Annotated in this window: 16 protein-coding genes, 6 tRNA genes and 1 rRNA gene; 22 read left to right on the top strand and 1 reads right to left on the bottom strand. The window is 42.8% G+C overall.

The features are described 5' to 3' along the window. The 17 genes from G628_RS0114695 to pckA form a co-directional block, all read left to right on the top strand. Positions 1-320, top strand: a 23S ribosomal RNA gene (locus G628_RS0114695); the annotation flags it as partial. 76 nt (positions 321-396) lie between these two features. After that, positions 397-470 (top strand) — tRNA-Asp (locus G628_RS0114690). 32 nt (positions 471-502) lie between these two features. Continuing rightward, positions 503-575 (top strand) — tRNA-Val (locus tag G628_RS0114685). Between the two features lie 30 nt (positions 576-605). Continuing rightward, positions 606-678 (top strand) — tRNA-Thr (locus G628_RS0114680). Positions 679-684: 6 nt separating this feature from the next. Further along, positions 685-766 (top strand) — tRNA-Tyr (locus G628_RS0114675). A gap of 130 nt (positions 767-896) precedes the next feature. Then, positions 897-970, top strand: a tRNA-Met gene (locus G628_RS0114670). A 6-nt stretch (positions 971-976) separates the two neighbouring features. Next, positions 977-1,049, top strand: a tRNA-Phe gene (locus tag G628_RS0114665). Between the two features lie 185 nt (positions 1,050-1,234). After that, entirely contained in the window at positions 1,235-1,840 is a 606-nt protein-coding gene (locus G628_RS0114660) for an HD domain-containing protein (protein ID WP_026656209.1), read from the top strand. After that, complete coding sequence (locus tag G628_RS0114655) at positions 1,821-3,272, top strand: aminotransferase class I/II-fold pyridoxal phosphate-dependent enzyme (protein WP_027209461.1); 1,452 nt, start codon at positions 1,821-1,823, stop codon at positions 3,270-3,272. Before G628_RS0114660 ends, G628_RS0114655 begins: the two co-directional genes overlap by 20 nt. A 43-nt stretch (positions 3,273-3,315) precedes the next feature. Then, positions 3,316-4,725: a pyruvate kinase gene (pyk, locus tag G628_RS0114650; protein WP_026656208.1), complete on the top strand. Its 1,410-nt coding sequence runs from the start codon at positions 3,316-3,318 to the stop codon at positions 4,723-4,725. Next, positions 4,725-5,318, top strand: a complete 594-nt coding sequence (locus tag G628_RS0114645) for a guanylate kinase (protein ID WP_026656207.1) — start codon at positions 4,725-4,727, stop codon at positions 5,316-5,318. The genes pyk and G628_RS0114645 overlap by 1 nt, the downstream gene beginning before the upstream one ends. A gap of 81 nt (positions 5,319-5,399) precedes the next feature. Further along, the gene (locus tag G628_RS0114640) at positions 5,400-5,840 is read left to right on the top strand and encodes a YaaR family protein (protein WP_026656205.1); all 441 of its coding nucleotides are present in this window, start codon (positions 5,400-5,402) and stop codon (positions 5,838-5,840) included. A 12-nt stretch (positions 5,841-5,852) separates the two neighbouring features. Continuing rightward, the gene (locus tag G628_RS0114635; protein ID WP_026656203.1) at positions 5,853-6,920 is read left to right on the top strand and encodes an ATP-binding protein; all 1,068 of its coding nucleotides are present in this window, start codon (positions 5,853-5,855) and stop codon (positions 6,918-6,920) included. Beyond that, complete coding sequence (locus G628_RS0114630) at positions 6,898-7,830, top strand: PSP1 domain-containing protein (RefSeq protein ID WP_026656201.1); 933 nt, start codon at positions 6,898-6,900, stop codon at positions 7,828-7,830. The genes G628_RS0114635 and G628_RS0114630 overlap by 23 nt, the downstream gene beginning before the upstream one ends. Next, on the top strand, positions 7,817-8,557 hold the full coding sequence (locus G628_RS0114625; RefSeq protein ID WP_027209460.1) for a tRNA1(Val) (adenine(37)-N6)-methyltransferase: 741 nt from the start codon (positions 7,817-7,819) through the stop codon (positions 8,555-8,557). Before G628_RS0114630 ends, G628_RS0114625 begins: the two co-directional genes overlap by 14 nt. A 26-nt stretch (positions 8,558-8,583) precedes the next feature. Beyond that, complete coding sequence (rsmI, locus tag G628_RS0114620) at positions 8,584-9,441, top strand: 16S rRNA (cytidine(1402)-2'-O)-methyltransferase (RefSeq protein WP_027209459.1); 858 nt, start codon at positions 8,584-8,586, stop codon at positions 9,439-9,441. 175 nt (positions 9,442-9,616) lie between these two features. Continuing rightward, entirely contained in the window at positions 9,617-11,230 is a 1,614-nt protein-coding gene (pckA, locus tag G628_RS0114615; RefSeq protein ID WP_026656196.1) for a phosphoenolpyruvate carboxykinase (ATP), read from the top strand. A 146-nt stretch (positions 11,231-11,376) separates the two neighbouring features. On the opposite strand, the gene G628_RS0114610 is transcribed toward pckA, so the two are convergent. After that, positions 11,377-12,990, bottom strand: a complete 1,614-nt coding sequence (locus G628_RS0114610; protein ID WP_027209458.1) for a CTP synthase — start codon at positions 12,988-12,990, stop codon at positions 11,377-11,379. Positions 12,991-13,261: 271 nt separating this feature from the next. Between G628_RS0114610 and ftsH the strand changes: the two genes are divergently transcribed. The 5 genes from ftsH to uvrC all read left to right on the top strand — a co-directional run bounded on the left by ftsH (position 13,262) and on the right by uvrC (position 20,474). Beyond that, positions 13,262-15,457 carry an ATP-dependent zinc metalloprotease FtsH gene (ftsH, locus tag G628_RS0114605; protein WP_026656194.1) on the top strand — a complete coding sequence of 732 codons (2,196 nt, stop codon included), beginning with the start codon at positions 13,262-13,264 and terminating at the stop codon, positions 15,455-15,457. A 195-nt stretch (positions 15,458-15,652) separates the two neighbouring features. Further along, positions 15,653-16,462: a PP2C family protein-serine/threonine phosphatase gene (locus G628_RS0114600; RefSeq protein WP_026656193.1), complete on the top strand. Its 810-nt coding sequence runs from the start codon at positions 15,653-15,655 to the stop codon at positions 16,460-16,462. A gap of 9 nt (positions 16,463-16,471) precedes the next feature. Continuing rightward, complete coding sequence (locus tag G628_RS0114595; protein ID WP_026656192.1) at positions 16,472-18,169, top strand: serine/threonine protein kinase; 1,698 nt, start codon at positions 16,472-16,474, stop codon at positions 18,167-18,169. 3 nt (positions 18,170-18,172) lie between these two features. Then, positions 18,173-18,610: a hypothetical protein gene (locus G628_RS0114590; protein WP_026656191.1), complete on the top strand. Its 438-nt coding sequence runs from the start codon at positions 18,173-18,175 to the stop codon at positions 18,608-18,610. After that, positions 18,603-20,474, top strand: coding sequence for an excinuclease ABC subunit UvrC (gene uvrC, locus G628_RS0114585; protein WP_027209457.1), 1,872 nt, complete (start codon positions 18,603-18,605; stop codon positions 20,472-20,474). Before G628_RS0114590 ends, uvrC begins: the two co-directional genes overlap by 8 nt. Positions 20,475-20,714 lie beyond the last annotated feature (240 nt).

Below are 20,714 nucleotides of genomic sequence, written 5' to 3'. Positions count from 1 at the left end.
TGGGTTCAGAACGTCGTGAGACAGTTCGGTCCCTATCCGGCGCGGGCGTAGGATATCTGAGAGGAGCTGTCCTTAGTACGAGAGGACCGGGATGGACGGACCGCTGGTGTATCAGCTGCATCGCCAGATGCATAAGGCTGGGTAGCCACGTCCGGACGGGATAAACGCTGAAGGCATCTAAGCGTGAAGCCCCCCTCAAGATGAGATATCCCTGCTTTGGCAGTAAGACCCCTTGTAGAGTACGAGGTCAGATAGGCACAAGGTGTAAGCATGGTAACATGTTCAGCTGATGTGTACTAATAGGTCGAGGGCTTATCCAAAAAGATAGGTGTATAGATAAATCTGGAAGAGATAATTCAGTGTTCGGTTTTGAAGGTACAAAACCTTAAATAATATGGCCCGGTGGCTCAGCTGGTTAGAGCGCCGCCCTGTCACGGCGGAGGTCAGGGGTTCGAACCCCCTTCGGGTCGCTCAAACTAAATATTGTTTGAATAAAGAGAACGGGATCTTAGCTCAGCTGGGAGAGCATCTGCCTTACAAGCAGAGGGTCACAGGTTCGAGCCCTGTAGGTCCCATTTTTCTTCTTACACAATTCGTGTGTGTAAGCCGATGTGGCTCAATTGGCAGAGCAGCTGATTTGTAATCAGCAGGTTAACGGTTCGAGTCCGCTCATCGGCTCTATATGGATGGCTTCCCGAGTGGCCAAAGGGGACAGACTGTAAATCTGCTGCAAATTGCTTCGGTGGTTCGAATCCACCGCCATCCATTTGTGCAGAGCACTTAACGAGTGTACGAGTTTAGTGCGAGCCATGGGTGAACACTTAATGAGGTATTATCGAGTTTAGTGTGAATCCCAATTCAATACGATTCGTACGAGGTACGGATTTTTATAATGACGCGGGGTGGAGCAGTCTGGAAGCTCGTCGGGCTCATAACCCGAAGGTCATAGGTTCAAATCCTGTCCCCGCTACTACATGCCTAGATAGCTCAGTTGGTAGAGCAGAGGACTGAAAATCCTCGTGTCGTTGGTTCGATTCCGACTCTAGGCATCTTTTTTTATTAATCGAATATGCTTTATCTTGACTCAGTTGACAATATTGTTTACTGAGTTTTTTTACGTATTTCATTAGATTTTATTTTTTTTTCTTCTTTTTGTGCTAAGATAAATAATATTATTTTACGAGTTATATATAAAGTATTACAGTTATAGAAGTATTTTTCATCAAGGAGTTACATGTTTAAGCTTAACGAAAACGATAAGATAGCAATTAAGACTGTTCTCGATATAAAGGAATATAACGAAGAGAACTTTGATCCAAATATATTAGATCAATTAGAGAATGACCCTATGATTCTTTCTTTACTTAAAAAATATGGTAGTGAGCTTTTAGGTGATCAGAGGTATTTGCAATTGACAAAATTTATACAGCACGGTGATGTGACTGTTTATCAGCATTGTATTCATGTAGCGCTTTGCGCACTTAAGTTTGATGCAAGATTTAATACGGGAGCAGACCTTAGATCTCTTGTCAGAGGAGCTCTTTTACATGATTATTTCTTGTATGATTGGCATGATGGAAGTGCTCCGGGAAATATTCACCCCAAGTTACATGGATTCTATCATCCGGGTATAGCACTTAAGAATGCAGTAAAGGACTATAATCTCTCAAAGAGAGAGAAAGATATAATAAAAAAGCATATGTGGCCGCTTACAATTAATCCGCCCAGATGCAGAGAGGCATGGATAGTTTGTGTTGCGGACAAATATGCTTCTACACTTGAGACGCTCAAGTTGAAGAAGGGAATAATCGCAATCGACTATGCAGAATCTTTACAATAAGCTCATTGAGCTTTCAGAGAGCGGGCAGTATCCGTTTCACATGCCCGGACATAAAAGAAACATTGAGAGCACCCCGTTAAAGGGTGCTTTTCGTTGTGATATTACAGAAATTGATGACTTTGATAATCTTCATGATGAAGAGGGAATTATCCTTAAGGCTGAAGAACGCGCAAACAGGCTATATGGCGCGTATAGGACGTACTTTTGTGTGAATGGAAGTACGGCAGGCGTGCTTGCGGCGGTTTCAGCGGCTGTAAAGAAGGGTGGAACAATTCTTGCCGCAAGGGGAAGTCATAAATCTTTTTATCATGCGGCATTTCTAAGAGAGCTTGATATCAAATATCTTCCCGATAAATCCGATGACGAACTTAAAATTCCGGGAACTTATACACAAGAGGATGTGGAAAACTTTCTTGATGAAAAGGTTGAAGCGGTGTTTATTACATCGCCCACATATGAAGGCAGATGCTCGGACATAAAAGGGATAGCACATGCGTGTCATAAGCGAGGAATCCCACTAATAGTGGATTCTGCCCACGGTGCGCATTTTGGATTCGGAAAAAAATATGATAAAGACGGAGAGTATGATTCCGTTCCTAAAAACACAATTAATCTTGGAGCGGACATAGTTATCCACAGTGTCCACAAAACTCTTCCGTCAATGACGCAGACTTCGCTTGTACATATTTCTGAGAATGAGGAGCTTTCTGATAAAGTTAAGAAGTATCTGAGAATATATCAGACAAGCAGCCCGTCATATGTTTTGATGGCTTCAATAGATCTTTGTATGCAGGAGATGGAAGAAAACGGAGATCGCTATATAGAAGCTCTTTTAGACTACAGAAACAGAATATCCTACAAGACAAGATCGCTTAAGAACATTGTAATACCGGGACGTGAGATGATAGACGATCCTGCCAAAGTTGTGATCTGTGATAGTAGCGGGACAATGACAGGAAAGCAGATATATGGTATACTTCGGGAGGAATATAATCTTCAACTTGAGATGGCGGGAGATAAAATTGCGCTTGCCATTTTGTCAGGATGGGATACGACTGAAGGTATCGACAGGCTTATAGAAGCAGTCTCGGAACTAGATGAAAAAATCCAGAAAACTAAGATAAATACCGGAACATCTGTAAATGATCCTATTTGCAAAAAAGGATTTACAGAATATCCCAATGTTATAATGAAATTGAGCGAAGCATGGGATAGACCTACTGATGAAACTTTGCTTAAAGAGGCAAAAGGAAAAGTGGCCGGAGATTTTATAAATCTTTATCCGCCCGGAATTCCGCTTATTGTGCCGGGAGAAGAGTTTTCAGAGGAACTTATTCAGGATATTTGCGGATATATTGAAGAAGACTTAAATGTTCAAGGCGTGATTTCGGAGCCCAGTGGGACGGGCTTTTACGTAAGAACAATAAAGTAATATACAAATGGCGAACTATTTTTTATAGCAAGAAAGGAATTACATGCGCAGAACCAAGATAATCTGTACAATCGGACCGGCAAGTGAGAATGAGGATAAGTTACGTGAGATAATGCTTGCGGGTATGAACGTTGCACGTTTTAATTTTTCTCACGGATCACATGAAGAGCACAAGAGAAAATATGACAGAATAAAGAAACTTCGTGAAGAACTCAATCTTCCTATAGCAGTTATGCTTGATACAAAGGGACCTGAGATAAGACTCAAAGATTTTGCCAATGGCAAAGAGGAGCTTGTTGCAGGCCAGAAGTTCACTCTGACTTCAAGGGAAGTTGCCGGAACTAAGGACGAAGTTTCAATTACATATAAAGAGCTTACATCCGATTGCAAAGAGGGAATGACAATCCTTCTTGATGACGGACTTATTGAGCTTAAGGTTGATGAAGTAACAAAAGAAGATATCATCTGTACCGTAGTAAACGGCGGACCTATATCCGATAAGAAGGGCGTAAATGTTCCCGGAGCAAAGCTTACAATGCCATATCTTAGTGAGCAGGACAGAGGTGATATCGAGTTTGGATGTGACCAGGGATTTGATTTTGTTGCAGCTTCTTTTGTCAGAACAAAAGAGGACGTTCTTGATGTCAGGAAAATCCTTGATGCAAAGAACAGCTGCATGAAGATAATTGCAAAGATTGAAAGTACACAGGGTATTAATAACCTTGAGGAAATTATTGATACAGCGGACGGAATCATGGTTGCAAGAGGAGACATGGGTGTAGAAGTTCCTTTTGAAGATGTTCCGGTTATCCAAAAAGAGATGATAAAGCTAGCGGAATCAAAGGGTAAATATGTTATCACAGCAACACAGATGCTTGATTCCATGATCCATCATCCAAGACCGACAAGAGCAGAAGTAACAGACGTTGCGAATGCTATATATGACGGAACAACAGCAATCATGCTTTCTGGCGAGACTGCTTCGGGAGATTATCCTGTAGAAGCGGTAAAGACAATGGCTAGAATCGCAGAGCGCACCGAGCAGGATATTGACTACGTCGGAAGACTTAAAAAGAGAGATTACGCTCCTTCCGATTCTACAACAGCTATTTCACATGCGACATGTAATATCGCGACTGAAGTCGGTGCAGACGCAATCCTTACTGTATCAATGTCTGGATTTACAGCTGCAATGGTATCAAGATATAAGCCAAGCTGCAGGATAATCGCATGCACAACTAAGCCTACGGTTTGCAGACAGACTAACCTCATGTGGGGAGTAACACCTCTTCACATCAGACAGGAAGATACAACGGACGAACTCTTTAAAGAAGCAATCAATTCTGCAAAGAACGCAGGACTTCTCAAGGAAGGCGATAAAGTAGTACTTACAGCGGGTGTACCTCTCGGAATACCCGGAAGAACCAATATGATACGTGTTGAGGAGCTCTGATGGGAAAAATATTTCTTTTAATGGGGAAAAGCTCGTCTGGAAAAGACACTATCTATCGTGAACTCATGAGAGAAAAAGATTTGGGACTTAAAAAAGTTGTCTCTTACACTACAAGACCCATGCGTGAGGGCGAAACAGACGGTGTTCAGTATCTTTTCAAGAATGAAGAAGAGTATAAGCAGCTTAAGGCAGATAACAAGATAATCGAAGAGCGCGCATACAACACCAAATGTGGCATTTGGAGATATTTTACGGCTGATGACGGACAGATCGACTTAAGTGACGGCGACTATCTGATAATCGGTACACTTGAGTCCTATTGCTACATAAGAGATTATTTTGGAAAAGAAAATGTGGTGCCTGTTTATATAGACACAAGCGCAAGAACAAGGCTTGAGCGCGCAATGCATCGCGAGGATGAGCAGGAAAATCCCAGATATGACGAGATGTGCAGAAGATTCCTTGCGGATGAAGAAGATTTTAGCGAAACAAAGCTGTCGGAAGCGAAGATAGAAAAACGTTTTGAGAACAATGCTGAGATTGACGACTGTATTAAGGAAATTACTGAATACATAGCGCAGAAAATACGATAAAATATATGTAGAAGCATAAGTGTGCCGGAACATTGAATCTATAGTAAGTGCGTCGGCATACCGGATTAAGAGGTGCGCGGCATGGATATCAAAGTAAACAATATCGGTCAGACAGCTCAGGTTACAGGGCCGGAACAGCCCAAAGAAGCAAATGGCGATTTTAAGTTTATGCTTACTTCCAAGCTCGAGGATACAGGGCTTGCGGAGAGGCTTAATCTTATGTTGCAGGATATTGTTCAACAGGGCGAGAGAATTGCGAAACGCAACGACATCAAAGACATGCAGCGTTACAGGATTCTTATTAAAGATTTTATGAATGAAGTAGTATCAAGGTCTCATGCTTTTTCACGTGAGAACTTTCTGGACAGAAAGGGACGCCATCGCGTGTACGGAATAATCAGGCAGGTTGATGACGAACTTGATGCTTTGGCAAAAGAACTTGTTAAAGATGAAAAAGACAACATAGGGATACTTGCAAAAATAGGTCAGATACAGGGGTTATTGCTGGACATATTTACTTAAAGAGGAGTGAAAATGGCGGATTTTTCCGAGATTATCGATCAGGGGCAGCTAAAAGAACACATGCAGAATGCTCTTTTGGCGGATAAAATATCTCATGCATACATAATATCCGGAGAAGTCGGCTCGGGAAAAGAATTTGTGGCAAGAATTTTTGCCAAGGCACTCCAGTGCGAGAACAGAGAAGAGCGGGACGGATACACGGAAGCGTGCAACACATGCCCATCCTGTGTAAAGGCACTAAGTGACAGCCATCCCGATATAATAACGATAACTCATGAGAAGCCGGGAAGTATAGGTGTTGACGACATCAGACAGAAACTACGCGATGATGTTGTCATAAAGCCATATGAGAGTAAGCATAAAGTGTACATCATCCCGGAAGGCGAAAAGATGACACCGGCAGCACAGAATGCGCTTCTTAAGACGCTTGAAGAGCCGCCGTCATATATAGTCATAATAATTCTTACAAGCAATATCAATGCTTTTCTGCAGACAATCATAAGCAGATGCATAGTACTGCCAATGAAGCCTGCTCAGGACGATTCTATCAAGAAATATCTTATGGAAGAGTGTCAGGTGGTGGATTATAAGGCGATGCTTTGTGCGTCTTTTGCGAGGGGAAATGTCGGAAAAGCGCTGGAACTTGCGTCAAATGAGCGTTTTGAAAACCTCAAAGATTCCACGATTGAGCTTATATCTAAGTTAGAGCGGCTTGAGATCCACGATATCATGGACAGGCTGCATACTCTGCTTGCGCCTTTGGAAGAAGACGCCAAGACAGCGAAAAAAGGAATCGACTCAAAGAACTTTGAAGACTTTATGGATATTCTCGTTTTTTTGTTTAGGGATATGCTTGTCTACAAGGCGACTGAGAATCCCGATCACTTGATTTTCACTGATAAGTTGTCGTATATTAGAAGTGTTACAGTTAACATTTCATATGAAAAACTGAACGAAATAATAAAAACAATGGATCAAGCGAGAAATCGCATAAACTCCAATGTTAATATAGATCTTGTACTTGAGCTTATGCTCATTGCAATTAAGGGGTACATTTATGACAAGAGTAATCGGCGTTAGATTCAGAACAGCCGGAAAGATATATTTCTTTTCACCGGGAAAGTATGTGATCAAAAAAGGCGATCACGTAATCGTAGAGACAGCCCGTGGAGTTGAGTACGGAACAGTAGTTGGAGAGCCCAGAGAGGTGGAAGACAGCGAGGTTGTCAAGCCACTCAAATCGGTGCTTCGAACAGCAAGTACCAAAGACGACGAGCAGGAGAAGGCCAACAGGGAAAAAGAGAAAGAGGCATTCAAGATCTGTCTTGAGAAGATCAAGAAGCACAATCTTGAGATGAAGCTTATAGACGCTGAATATACCTTTGATAATAACAAGATTCTCTTTTACTTTACTGCGGACGGCAGAATAGATTTCAGAGAGCTGGTAAAAGATCTCGCGGCTGTATTTAAGACAAGGATTGAGCTCAGGCAGATCGGCGTAAGAGACGAGACCAAGATTATCGGTGGTTACGGTATTTGTGGAAGAACACTTTGTTGCCACACTTACCTTTCCGATTTCGTGCCCGTTTCGATCAAGATGGCCAAAGAGCAGAGCCTTTCCCTTAATCCGACCAAGATTTCCGGAGTTTGCGGAAGACTTATGTGCTGTCTTAAAAACGAAGAGGATGTATACGAAGAGCTTAACCGCATGATGCCAGGAGTCGGTGACTTCTGCAAGACGAAGGACGGATACGAGGGTGAAGTTGCGAGCGTTAATATCCTTCGCCAGACGATAAAGCTCCTTGTCGATGTTGACGACGAGAAGGAAGTACACGATTATAAGCTTGATGAGATCGAGTACACCAAGAAGAGACAGAAGAAAAAGAATAATACAAAAGACAATCACCGTGATGATGAGGATGTCAAAGAGCTTGAGAAGCTTGAACGCATAGAGAAACAGGAAGGAAAGTCAAAACTTGGGGACAATTAATCTTAAACCCGGAGAAAGACTGGATGATCTTCAAAGGAACGGCTATAGGATAATACAAGATCCCGAAAAATTTTGTTTTGGAATGGATGCGGTATTATTGTCGGGATTTGCGGATGCACCGGAAAATGGCAGAGTGCTTGACCTTGGAACCGGAACCGGAATAATACCGATATTGATGGCAGCCAAGACCAAGGCAAGTGAACTTATAGGATTGGAGATTCAACCTGAAAGCGCTGAGATGGCGGGAAGAAGCGTTGAACTAAACGACCTCCGAGATCGGGTGAAAATAATTCAAGGCGATATTAAAGAGGCAGGTCAGATATTCGGAGCTGCTTCTTTTGATGTTGTGACAAGTAATCCGCCTTACATGATCGGCGGGCACGGACTGCAGAATCCGGACGGGCCGAAAGCGATTGCAAGACACGAAGTTCTGTGTAAGTTAAAAGATGTAGTGGCAGCGGCGGCAAAATGCCTTAAGCCCGGCGGAAAGTTCTACATGGTACACAGACCGTTCCGACTTGCGGAGATAATGGTCACAATGCATGAATATAAGCTGGAGCCAAAGAGAATGAGGATGGTTCATCCTTTTATCGACAAAGAGCCCGGCATGGTTCTCATTGAAGGAGTAAGGGGAGGAAAATCAAGGATAAAAGTTGAGAGTCCTCTCATAATCTACGAAGAACAGGGCAAATACACAAAGGAAATATTCGACATCTACGGATATTGATAAAAAGCATCAAAAAGGAAATACGGATGAGCGGAACACTATATCTGTGTGCGACACCCATAGGAAATCTCGACGATATGACCTTCAGGGTTTTGGACACACTTAAGCAGGTAGATCTCATTGCGGCAGAGGATACGCGAAACAGCATTAAGCTTCTTAATCACTTCGATATCCACACTGAAATGACAAGCTATCACGAATACAATAAATATGACAAGGCGCAGTATCTTATTGAGCAGATGCAGCAGGGAAAAGATGTTGCTCTTATAACAGATGCGGGAACGCCCGCGATATCAGATCCGGGTGAAGTTCTTGTGGCTGAGTGTCATAAGGCCGGAGTGCCCGTAACTTCTCTTCCGGGACCGGCTGCATGTATAACTGCACTTACACTTTCGGGGCTGAGTACGAGAAGATTTTGTTTTGAAGGTTTTTTACCCGCATCGGATGATAAAAAAGCAAGAAAAAGAATTCTCGAAGATCTGAAAACCGAGAGCAGGACGATCATATTGTACGAAGCGCCTCATCACCTCAGGGCGGTTCTTGATGACCTTTATGAAACTCTCGGAGACAGAAGAGTGAGCATATGCAGAGAGCTTACAAAAAAGTTTGAAGAAGTTAACGTAACGACACTTGCACAGGTAATTGCTTTTTACAAAGAGAATGAACCCAGAGGTGAATACGTGCTTGTTCTTGAAGGGAAAAGCCTTGAGGAACAGGAAGAAGAAAAAAGGCAGAGCTGGAAAGAAATGAGCATCGAAGATCATATGAAATATTATGAAGATGAGGGATTTTCTCATAAAGATGCCATGAAAAAAGTTGCTGCGGACCGAGGAGTCGGAAAACGCGAGATATATCAAGCTCTTTTGGAAAACAACGAGAAGTAAGCCATAGCATTTTTCAGTCGAATTTGTTTTTTTTGTGCTAAATTCTTGTTAAAAGATAGACTTTGTAGTATAAAAGAAGTATCGGTCATAATTTGTTTTCTTTTCAAAAGATGATTGAAAAGAGAGTACAATTTATTACATAAGATCAAAAATAAAAGAAGAGAGGTCAAATCAGATGGCAGAGATTAATTTAAGTCAGTATGGTATCACAGGAACAACTGAGATAGTTCATAACCCTTCATATGAGTGCTTATATGAAGAAGAGTTAAAGCCTGAACTTACAGGTTATGAGAAAGGACAGGACACAGAACTTGGTGCTGTCAACGTTATGACAGGTATCTACACAGGACGTTCACCTAAAGATAAATATATCGTTATGGATGAGAATTCTAAGGACACTGTATGGTGGACAACAGAGGAGTATCCTAACGATAACCATCCTATGACAGAAGAGACATGGGCAAAGGTTAAGGAGATTGCAAAGAACGAGCTTTGCAACAAGAGACTTTTCGTTGTTGACGCATTCTGCGGAGCAAACAAAGATTCTCGTATGGCAGTTCGTTTCATCGTTGAGGTTGCTTGGCAGGCTCACTTCATTAAGAACATGTTCATTCAGCCTACAGATGCAGAGCTTGCAGATTTCAAGCCTGATTTCGTAGTATACAACGCTTCACTTGCAAAGGTTGAGGATTACAAGGCACTTGGACTTAACTCTGAGACATGTGTAGCATTCAATATCACAAGCCGTGAGCAGGTTATCATCAACACATGGTACGGCGGAGAGATGAAGAAGGGTATGTTCTCAATGATGAACTACTACCTTCCTCTTAAGGGCATGGCTTCTATGCACTGCTCAGCTAACACAGATATGGACGGAAAGAACACAGCAATCTTCTTTGGTCTTTCTGGAACAGGTAAGACAACACTTTCAACAGATCCTAAGAGACTCCTCATCGGTGATGACGAGCACGGCTGGGATGACAACGGTGTATTCAACTTCGAAGGTGGTTGCTACGCTAAGGTTATCGGCCTTGATAAAGAGTCTGAGCCTGATATCTACAACGCTATCAAGAGAGATGCTCTTCTTGAGAACGTTACAGTTGCAGCAGACGGAAAGATCGATTTCGAAGATAAGAGCGTAACAGAGAATACTCGTGTATCTTATCCTATCAACCACATCGACAACATCGTACAGAAGGTTAACAAGATCTCTGCAGGTCCTGATGCGAAGAACGTTATCTTCCTTTCAGCTGACGCTTTCGGAGTACTTCCTCCTGTATCAATCCTTACACCTGAGCAGACTCAGTACTACTTCCTTTCAGGTTTCACAGCTAAGCTTGCAGGAACAGAGAGAGGAATCACAGAGCCTACACCTACATTCTCAGCTTGCTTCGGACAGGCATTCCTTGAGCTTCATCCTACAAAGTACGCTCAGGAGCTCGTTAAGAAGATGCAGAAGAGCGGAGCTAAGGCTTATCTCGTAAACACAGGATGGAACGGAACAGGTAAGAGAATCTCTATTAAGGATACTCGTGGAATCATCGATGCAATCCTTAACGGTGATGTAAACAAGGCTGAGACAAAGAAGATCCCGATCTTCGATTTCGAAGTTCCTACATCACTTCCTGGAGTTGATCCTGCAATCCTTGATCCCAGAGATACATACGCTGATGCTTCTGAGTGGGAAGCAAAGGCTAAGGATCTTGCACAGAGATTCAACAAGAACTTCAAGAAGTACGAAGGAAACGCAGACGGCAAGGCACTTGTTGCTGCAGGCCCTCAGCTTTAATTTAAAATTAAGTCTTGGACTTATGATAAAAGGCGTTGAGAGAATATCTCGGCGCCTTTTGTAATATAGCATGATATAAAAAGAGCTATGGTTTATGAAGTGATTTATCATTCATAACCATAGCTCAATATTTTTACTTTTAATTCTTAGCTGTTCTTTTTCTCGTGCTCAAGGGAAGCCTTTATGAAGCCTGAGAAAAGAGGATGAGGCCTGTTGGGACGAGACTTAAGTTCGGGATGAGCCTGTGTAGCGATGTGGAAATCGTTTTCAGGAAGCTCGATCATCTCAACAATACGTCCGTCAGGTGACAATCCGCAAAGCTTCATTCCGTTACTTACAAGAACACTTCTGTAATCGTTGTTTACTTCGTATCTGTGACGGTGACGCTCTGTAATGTTCTCTGAACCAAAGAGTCTGTAAGCCATTGAATCCTTATCAAGTACGCAAGGATATGAACCGAGACGAAGTGTTCCGCCGATATCCTCTACGCCGTTCTGATCGGGAAGAAGAGCGATCATCGGATGAGTTGTGTTAGGATCAAACTCGATTGAGTGAGCATCGTTGTATCCGATAACATCTCTTGCAAACTCAATGATAGCAAGCTGCATTCCAAGGCAGAGACCAAGGAAAGGAACGTTGTTCTCGCGGGCATATTTGATAGAGTGGATCATACCTTCGATACCACGGTCGCCGAAACCACCGGGAACAATGATACCGTCAACATCTGAGAGAATAGAAGCAACATTGTCTTCTGTAACCTCTTCAGAATCTACCCATTTAATATCAACGGCTGTCTGATTAGAGATACCGCCGTGCTTAAGAGCTTCAACAACACTGATATATGCGTCGTGGAGCTGAGTATACTTTCCGACAAGTGCGATCTTAACTTCGTGGCTGAGTGAGTAAAGAGTATCAACCATTGCCTTCCAGTCTGTGAGATCGGGCTCGGGACAATTAAGGCCGAGGCACTCACATGCAACGTGAGCCAGATGCTCTTTTTCCATTGCAAGCGGAGCTTCATAGAGATACTCAAGATCAAGGTTCTGAAGAACGTGATTGCTGGGTACGTTACAGAAGAGTGCGATCTTGTCCTTGGTATCCTGATCGAGTGAAACCTCAGAACGACATACGATAACGTCGGGCTGAAGACCCATTCCCTGCATAGTCTTAACAGCTGACTGAGTAGGTTTTGTCTTGATCTCCTGAGAAACACGAAGATAAGGAATGAGAGAAACAAGGATGAGCATAGCATTCTCGTGACCTACTTCATGCTGGAACTGTCTGATCGCTTCAAGGAAAGGCTGGCTTTCGATGTCTCCGACTGTTCCGCCGACCTCAATGATCGCGATATGTGTCTCATCATCTGTGAAGTTCCTGTAGAACTTACTCTTGATCTCATTTGTGATATGAGGGATAACCTGTACTGTGCGTCCGCCGTAATCTCCGCGGCGCTCTTTCTGAAGAACGGACCAGTAAATCTTACCGGTTGTAACGTTGGAATTTTTATCAAGATTCTCGTCAATAAATCTTTCATAGTGACCAAGGTCAAGGTCAGTTTCAGTACCGTCTTCGGTAACGAAAACTTCACCGTGCTGAACGGGGTTCATTGTTCCGGGGTCGATGTTGATGTAAGGGTCAAATTTCTGCATTGTAACCTTGTAGCCGCGTGCCTTCAACAATCTTCCGAGTGAAGCAGCGGTGATTCCCTTACCTAGTCCGGATACGACACCACCTGTCACAAAAATATACTTTACTGCCATTTTAAATATTCCTCCTGATCTTTTGACGAGATAAAAATTTTAATAACAAAACAAGTTATTATTATATAATTTCGCCGGAGTAAAATCTATACATAAGTGGAAATAATTTAATAAAACTTTCAGAATCAACAATTGAAATAATAAATTGTACACTATATAATGGTTAAATGTGAGGGCAAAAGCCCACATGCTGTCGACTTTTCAGAAAATAGTGTCGACTGAAACATTATTACTACAATAGTATAGCATATAGATATAAGGAATAAATAGAATGGATAACAATCAAAATCAGAGAAATAACAACCCCATGGGGGGCGGTGGATCCAATTCACCAAGAAGACAAAATATTATTTTGTTACTTGTTGCAGCACTTATTACAATGGTCTGCATGACATATTTTCTCAGAGCATTTTCTTCAGAGACCAACAAAGAGATATCTTACACTGAGTTTATCAGCATGGTCAATGAGGGAAAAGTTGAGAAAATAGTTATCGAGTACGACAGGATAAACATTTATCCCAAGGAAGAGGAAAACAAGGATCAGAACAGCCTTAGATATGCATATTGGGCAGGTGTGGACCAGATTACTTACTTTACAGGTAAAGCGGAAGATGACAGCGACCTTACAAAGAGAATGCTTGATGCGGGAGTTGAAGTCAGCAGCGAAGTTCCCGATAATGCGGGACTTATCGTTTCGTTCATTCTTCAGTATGTTGCACCTGTACTTATATTCTGGCTCATTCTTTCAGTGATCTTCAGAAGAATGGGAAGAGGCGGCGGCCCTCTCGGTGTAGGTAAGAGCAATGCCAAGGTCTACGTTCAGAAAGAAACCGGCGTGACGTTTAAGGATGTTGCAGGTGAGGATGAGGCAAAAGAGTCACTTGTGGAAGTCGTTGATTTCCTTCATAATCCGTCAAAGTACGCCAAGATTGGAGCTAAGCTTCCAAAGGGAGCACTTCTTGTGGGACCTCCCGGAACAGGTAAAACACTTCTTGCCAAGGCAGTTGCGGGCGAGGCACACGTTCCTTTTTACTCACTTGCAGGTTCAGACTTCATCGAGCTCTATGTCGGTGTCGGTGCAAGCCGTGTAAGAGATCTTTTCAGCGAGGCAAGCAAAAATGCGCCTTGTATCATTTTCATAGATGAGATCGATGCCATCGGAAGAAGCCGTGACAATAAGTACGGCGGCGGAAATGAAGAGAGAGAGCAGACACTTAACCAGCTCCTTTCTGAGATGGACGGATTCGATTCATCAAAGGGTGTACTTATCCTCGGAGCAACAAACAGACCCGAGATCCTTGATAAAGCTCTTTTAAGACCCGGTCGTTTCGACAGAAGAATCATCGTTGATAAACCCGATCTTAAGGGAAGAGAAGAAATCCTTAAGGTTCATTCCAAGGACGTTAAGATGGATGAGACCGTTGATCTTAAGGAACTTGCTCTTGCAACGGGCGGAGCGGTAGGATCCGATCTTGCCAACATGATCAATGAGGCTGCCATCAATGCGGTTAAGGCAGGAAGAGAATTTGTATGCCAGAAAGACCTTATGGAAGCTTTTGAACAGGTTATCGCAGGAAAAGAGAAGAAGGATTCAATCCTCAGCAAAGAAGAGCGTAAGCTTGTAAGCTACCATGAAGTTGGTCATGCTCTTGTGAGCGCTATTCTTTCAAATACAGAGCCTGTACAGAAGATTACCATAGTTCCCAGAACAAAGGGCTCACTTGGATATGTTCTCCGTCTTCCTGAGGATGAGAACCATTTAAGAACAAAAGATGAACTCATGGAGCAGCTCATTGTTTCGCTCGGCGGACGTGCGGCTGAGGAGCTTATATTTAATACTGTAACAACAGGTGCCATGCAGGATATCGAGGATGCAACTGCTACTGCAAGGAATATGATCACACTTTACGGTATGAGTGACAGATTCGGACTTATGCAGCTTGAATCCATCCAGAACAGATATCTTGACGGAAACAGAGTCCTTCAGTGCAGTGATGAGACTGCAACACTTATTGATGAGGAAGTTAAGGCACTTCTTGCAGAATGTTATGAGAAGTCCAAGAAGATCCTCAGCGAGCACCTTAATACGATCGACAAGATAGCTGAGTTCCTTATTGAGAAAGAGACAATAACAGGAAAAGAATTCATGAAGATATACAGGGAAGTTGAAGGCATCCCTGAACCCACAGAGGAAGAGGCAGAGGAGTCAAAGAAAAAGCGTATCTACGCTGTAAGACCTGAATCTGCCAAGATCGGCGAGAATATTCCTTTGAGGGAAAACAAGAAAAAAGACAATGATTCCGAGGCTTCAAAAGAAGCAGAGAAGGCTGAAGCTCCCAAGGAAACAGAGGAGCAGATTGCACCTGCAACTGAAGAAAAGACTGAGGAAAAGAGCGTAACAGCATCCGAAGAGAATGCTTCAGGCGGAAGATTTTCACACGTTCCGGATAATTTTGACAATAAGTAAATAATAATTCCCCCCGCTTTTTGGTTTTGCGCCTGTATAACGGCAAAAATGCAGATGGCGGGGGTTTTTGCATTAACGGATTGTCGTATTATCATCGGTATATTATAATGTTAATGCGCTGTAGTCAGTGCTGTGATTACGAAATGGCGATTTTTCGCGGTAATACAGACACAGAGAACATAAGGTAGATCAGGAATGAATTATAAGATTTGTATAAGTACAGATAAAGGAATTGTCAAACAGGTCAATCAGGACGCCACGATGGTGAAGGTTGCCAGTACTTCCGCATACGGAAGGATAGTGATGGGAGTTTTGTGTGACGGAATGGGTGGACTTTCCCACGGAGAAGTTGCAAGTGCGACAGCAATCGAAGGCTTTGCACATTGGTTTGTTACGGACCTTCCGAGGGCACTTACGAGAGAAAACTCGACAGAGCGCCTTGATACGGTGGAGAAGCCGGATATAATGACAGAAGTTGAGCGCCACTGGATGTCGCTTGTAAGAGATATCAACATCAATATATTAAGATACGGCGATGAGAACAGATGCAGACTCGGAACCACAATAGTTGCATTTATAGAAGTTGCCGGTGACTATCTTATCATGAATGTCGGAGACTCAAGAGTTTACAGCGTTGAATCAAATAAGATGACTCTTTTGACACATGATCAGAGTGTAGTGCAGGATATGATGGACAAGGGCCTTATGACTGAGGAAGAGGCAGAGAAGAGCCCGCAGAAGAGTATTCTTTTGCAGTGCGTAGGTGCGTCGGATATAGTTGTGCCTCAGTTCGTACGAGGCAGGGTTAACCCCGGTACATCGATACTTATGTGCTCGGATGGATTCTGGAGGAAACTTTCCGAAGGAGAAATAATTAGTAAATTCACGAAGAGCAGAGCTTTATCTGAGGAAGAAATGAAGAAGGAACTGGACAATATGGTTGATCTTTTGAAGGAAAGAGGCGAGACAGATAACATTTCCGCAATCCATATTGCCATAGATTAAGGGAAACATATGTTAGAAATTGGAAGCATTGTCGGCGGCAAGTATAAAGTACTGAATATTATTGGTCAGGGTGGTATGAGTACCGTTTACCTGGCTATGAATGAGCGTGCGAACAAGCAGTGGGCAATTAAAGAGGTCAGAAAAGACGCAGTTACCAACTACCGCGTTGTGCGTCAGAGCCTAATTACAGAGACCGATCTGTTAAAAGAGCTCTCACATCCCTATCTTCCCAGTATAGTGGATGTCATAGACGAGGACGGAAGATTCCTCATCGTAATGGATTACATTGAAGGAAACACCTTGGAGAAAGCGCTTAGGCTCCTTGGACCTCAGCCGCAGGAATATGTAATTGAGTGGGGCATACAGCTGTGTGATGTGCTTGGATACCTTCACACCAGAAAGCCGCCTATCATATATAGAGATTTAAAGCCCGGAAATATCATGCTCCGTCCAAACGGAACAATTACACTTATTGATTTCGGAACAGCGAGAGAATATAAGGAAGCCAATACGGGAGATACATCATACCTAGGAACAAGAGGATATGCAGCTCCCGAACAGTTCGGCGGAATGGGACAGACTGATGCAAGGACGGATATCTATTGTCTGGGAACGACAATGTATCATCTTGTAACGGGACACAATCCCGGAGAGCCTCCGTTTGAGCTGTATCCTATAAGATACTGGAATCCGCAGCTTTCACCCGGACTTGAGTATATTATCGCGAAATGTGTTCAGAATAATCCTGATGACAGATATAACTCCTGTGCGGAGGTTATGTACGATCTCCAGAATTACAAGGAGCTCGACAGAGGATACAAGAAGACAGCAAAGATCAGTATTGCGCTTTTTGCCGCAGTAGTAGCACTTTTCGTCGTATTCCTTTCATCTGCGGTGTCATTCAAGGTTAAGGCCAATACGATACAGAAAGAGAATTACACGCATTACATAACAGAAGCAAAAGGTGCTGCAGATAACCTTACATCCGTTGAGATGTATGCGAAGGCCATAGCGATGCAGCCTGAAAATAAGGATGCGTATATAGATCTTTTGGATAACTTCTTCCTTATCGATGATAACTTCTCTGAGGAAGAAGATAAGCAGTTAAGGTCTATACTCATTACTCCCACAAAAGAGGGAACCGTTGAAGAAGCTCTTGCGAAGAATAAAGATGCTTATGCGGAGATAGCTTACAAGCTTGGAATAGCATATTATTATTGTTATAAGGAAGAAGGCAATAAGCAGATGGCAATCAAGTGGCTTGAGATTGCTGCAGAAAACAATAAGCTATCAACTGCGCAGCAGGAAAGAGCGAAGCGTCTCGGAAAGATTGCCGGTTATTACAACGTGATAGGTAATTCAACTAAGAACGGCGATAAAGTGGTTAGTTACAAAGAGTTCTGGGGTGACCTTGTAGCGATAGCAGACGGCGATATCGCAGCTGTTGATAACGAAACAACGGCGCTTATCATCTATAAGGAGATAGCAAGCCAGGTATATAACAATGCGGATAAGTTTTTGAAAGACGGAGTAACATATGAGGAAATTAATGATGAGATAACCCTCTTACTCAGAAGCATTGATTATATTGTCAGCAACTACGAGCTTACAGACAGAACCAGAGAACTTGTCAGCGAAGACCAGAGAAATTTAGCGCTTGCAAAGGATGCGCTTGAAACCGCCGCAGGCAAAAAGAAGAATGGATAAAAGATGAACGATATAGAATTATACAACCTTATGGCGCTCATATCCGCCGGCGTGGCGCTTATAATGCTTGTGCTTGCCATAGTAATGTGGATTAAGCTTGATATAAGGCATTATATAGCCGTGCTTACGGGAACCGAGGCCAGAAAAAGAATAGAGAACTTAAGGAAATCAGCGGAAGCCGGAAGCGTCCATGCAGATGTCTACGGAAGCAACAATAAGGCCAAGCTTTCATGGAATACATCGGAAGGCCTTGCGAGAGTTGCTGCGATGGAGATTTCCGATGAAGACGGAACAGTTGTCCTTGCGCCTACAGGTACCATGCAGAGAGAAGGTACAACGGTGCTTGAGAGTAGCGAAGAATACGCAACAACAGTATTAAACGCAATAAAAGATTCAGAATTTGTTGTTGAAAGAGAAATAGTTAACAGAGGCGATGAGTGATTTTGACGTCAAAGAAGAATTAAAGAAACTTCCCAATAAACCCGGCGTATACATTATGCGTGATTCAAACGACGCCATAATGTACGTTGGGAAAGCGGTTAACTTGCACAACCGTGTCAGGTCTTATTTTCGAGCAAATATCGGAAGAGGACCGCAAATAGACAGAATGGTTGAGCAGATTGCCCGCTTTGAGTATATCGTGACGGATTCTGAGCTCGAAGCCCTCGTTCTTGAGAATAATCTCATCAAAGAGCATTGTCCCAGGTATAATACCCTTCTAAAAGATGACAAGACATATCCCTATATTAAAGTGACAGTCTCGGAGGATTATCCGAGAGTTCTTTTTTCCAGATTGATGAAAAAAGACAGATCGAGATACTTCGGCCCGTTTACGAGTGCTGCGGCTGTTAAGGATACGATCGATCTTATAAACAAACTCTATGGCCTTAGGACATGTAACAGGGTTCTTCCAAGGGACATAGGGCTGGACAGACCGTGCCTTAATTACCACATGAAGCAGTGCAGCGGTCCCTGTACAGGCGATATTACCAAGGAAGAGTACAGAGAGCGCGTTGACAAGGCGCTTGAATTTTTAAACGGAAACTACGGGCTTATTATAAAAGAGCTTGAGCAGAAGATGAATGATGCTTCGGAAGAACTTGATTTTGAATCCGCTGCGAAATACAGAGATCTTCTTTCGAGTGTCAGAGTCGTTGCCCAGAAACAAAAAATGACAGACTCGTCAATGGAAGACAAAGACATAATCGCTATAGCTTCAGACGAGAACGATGCAGTGGTACAGGTCTTTTTCGTAAGGGACGGAAGACTGATCGGAAGAGAACACTTCTATATGACTCACGTGTCAGAAAATCCGGAAAAAGAAATCCTTCTCAATTTCGTTAAGCAGTTCTATGCCGGAACACCTTTTATTCCCAGAGAATTGGTGCTTCCCGAGGCAATAGAGGATATGGAGATAATTCAGGAATGGCTCAGCGAGAGGAAAAGCAGCAGAGTCTACATAACCGTTCCCGAAAGAGGACAAAAAGAAAAACTCATGGAACTTGCGGCTCAGAACGCAAGGCTTATTTTGTCCAAAGATAAAGAGAGGATAAAACGCGAAGAGGGTAGAACCATCGGCGCTGTAAAAGAGATAGAAAAGCTCCTTGGACTTAAGGATATCAGCCGAATGGAGGCATATGATATTTCCAATATAAGCGGCTTTGCCAATGTAGGTTCCATGGTGGTTTACGAAAAGGGAAAGCCCAAGAAGAGCGACTACAGGAAGTTTAGGATCCAGTCGGTTTCAGGGCCCGATGACTATGCGTGCATGCACGAAGTGCTGACAAGAAGGCTTCTTCATGGAATCGAAGAAAAGAAAGACCTTGAAGTAAGGGAGATTGACGCAAGATACGGAAGTTTTACCAAGTTTCCCGACCTGATATTGATGGACGGAGGAAGAGGACAGGTCAATATCTGTCTGAAAGTTCTCGATGAACTTGGAATCAACATCCCTGTGTGCGGAATGGTGAAGGATGACAATCACAGAACCAGAGGGCTTTATTATAACAATGTCGAGCTTCCGATAGATACAAGATCGGAGGGCTTCAAACTTATCACAAGGATACAGGATGAGGCGCATAGATTTGCTATCGAGTATCACAGGTCACTACGTAGTAAAGCGCAGGTTAAAAGCTCGCTTGATGACATCCCGGGAATTGGTCCGTCGAGAAGGAAGGCGCTGATGAAGCATTTTAAGTCCATAGAAGACATAAGAAATGCTTCAGCTGAGGAAATTGCTGAAGTTCCGGGGATTCCTGTAAATGTTGCGATAAAAATTAAGGAGTTTTTAAGCGGGAATAAATAGAATATCTGATTAATTTATCCGAAAAAACACATGCTTAAAAAGTGGCTAAAAAGGCCACTTTTTTTAATTGAAAAATTTAATGCGATTTTCGATATTTTTAGCAGAAAATCTATTGCTATTATCAAAAAAAAGATGTAATATTAGCGAAGCTGAATTAACATTCAATAACAATTCATTAACAGCTTGATTACAAATGCTTGGGAAAAAGCATGAGAAAAGTCTGGGATAGCTTGGAGGAAA

The sequence above is a fragment of the Butyrivibrio hungatei NK4A153 genome (assembly GCF_000424465.1).
In the GTDB taxonomy this organism is placed as follows: domain Bacteria; phylum Bacillota; class Clostridia; order Lachnospirales; family Lachnospiraceae; genus Butyrivibrio; species Butyrivibrio hungatei_A.
Note: the sequence above shows the minus strand (reverse complement) of the source record. Positions and strands in the feature narration are given on the sequence as shown.

Coding starts and splice junctions, on each gene's coding strand:
- G628_RS0114660 (WP_026656209.1), top strand. CDS start 1,235: ATGTTTAAGCTTAACGAAAACGATAAGATAGCAATTAAGACTGTTCTC.
- G628_RS0114655 (WP_027209461.1), top strand. CDS start 1,821: ATGCAGAATCTTTACAATAAGCTCATTGAGCTTTCAGAGAGCGGGCAG.
- pyk (WP_026656208.1), top strand. CDS start 3,316: ATGCGCAGAACCAAGATAATCTGTACAATCGGACCGGCAAGTGAGAAT.
- G628_RS0114645 (WP_026656207.1), top strand. CDS start 4,725: ATGGGAAAAATATTTCTTTTAATGGGGAAAAGCTCGTCTGGAAAAGAC.
- G628_RS0114640 (WP_026656205.1), top strand. CDS start 5,400: ATGGATATCAAAGTAAACAATATCGGTCAGACAGCTCAGGTTACAGGG.
- G628_RS0114635 (WP_026656203.1), top strand. CDS start 5,853: ATGGCGGATTTTTCCGAGATTATCGATCAGGGGCAGCTAAAAGAACAC.
- G628_RS0114630 (WP_026656201.1), top strand. CDS start 6,898: ATGACAAGAGTAATCGGCGTTAGATTCAGAACAGCCGGAAAGATATAT.
- rsmI (WP_027209459.1), top strand. CDS start 8,584: ATGAGCGGAACACTATATCTGTGTGCGACACCCATAGGAAATCTCGAC.
- pckA (WP_026656196.1), top strand. CDS start 9,617: ATGGCAGAGATTAATTTAAGTCAGTATGGTATCACAGGAACAACTGAG.
- G628_RS0114610 (WP_027209458.1), bottom strand. CDS start 12,990: ATGGCAGTAAAGTATATTTTTGTGACAGGTGGTGTCGTATCCGGACTA.
- ftsH (WP_026656194.1), top strand. CDS start 13,262: ATGGATAACAATCAAAATCAGAGAAATAACAACCCCATGGGGGGCGGT.
- G628_RS0114600 (WP_026656193.1), top strand. CDS start 15,653: ATGAATTATAAGATTTGTATAAGTACAGATAAAGGAATTGTCAAACAG.
- G628_RS0114595 (WP_026656192.1), top strand. CDS start 16,472: ATGTTAGAAATTGGAAGCATTGTCGGCGGCAAGTATAAAGTACTGAAT.
- G628_RS0114590 (WP_026656191.1), top strand. CDS start 18,173: ATGAACGATATAGAATTATACAACCTTATGGCGCTCATATCCGCCGGC.
- uvrC (WP_027209457.1), top strand. CDS start 18,603: ATGAGTGATTTTGACGTCAAAGAAGAATTAAAGAAACTTCCCAATAAA.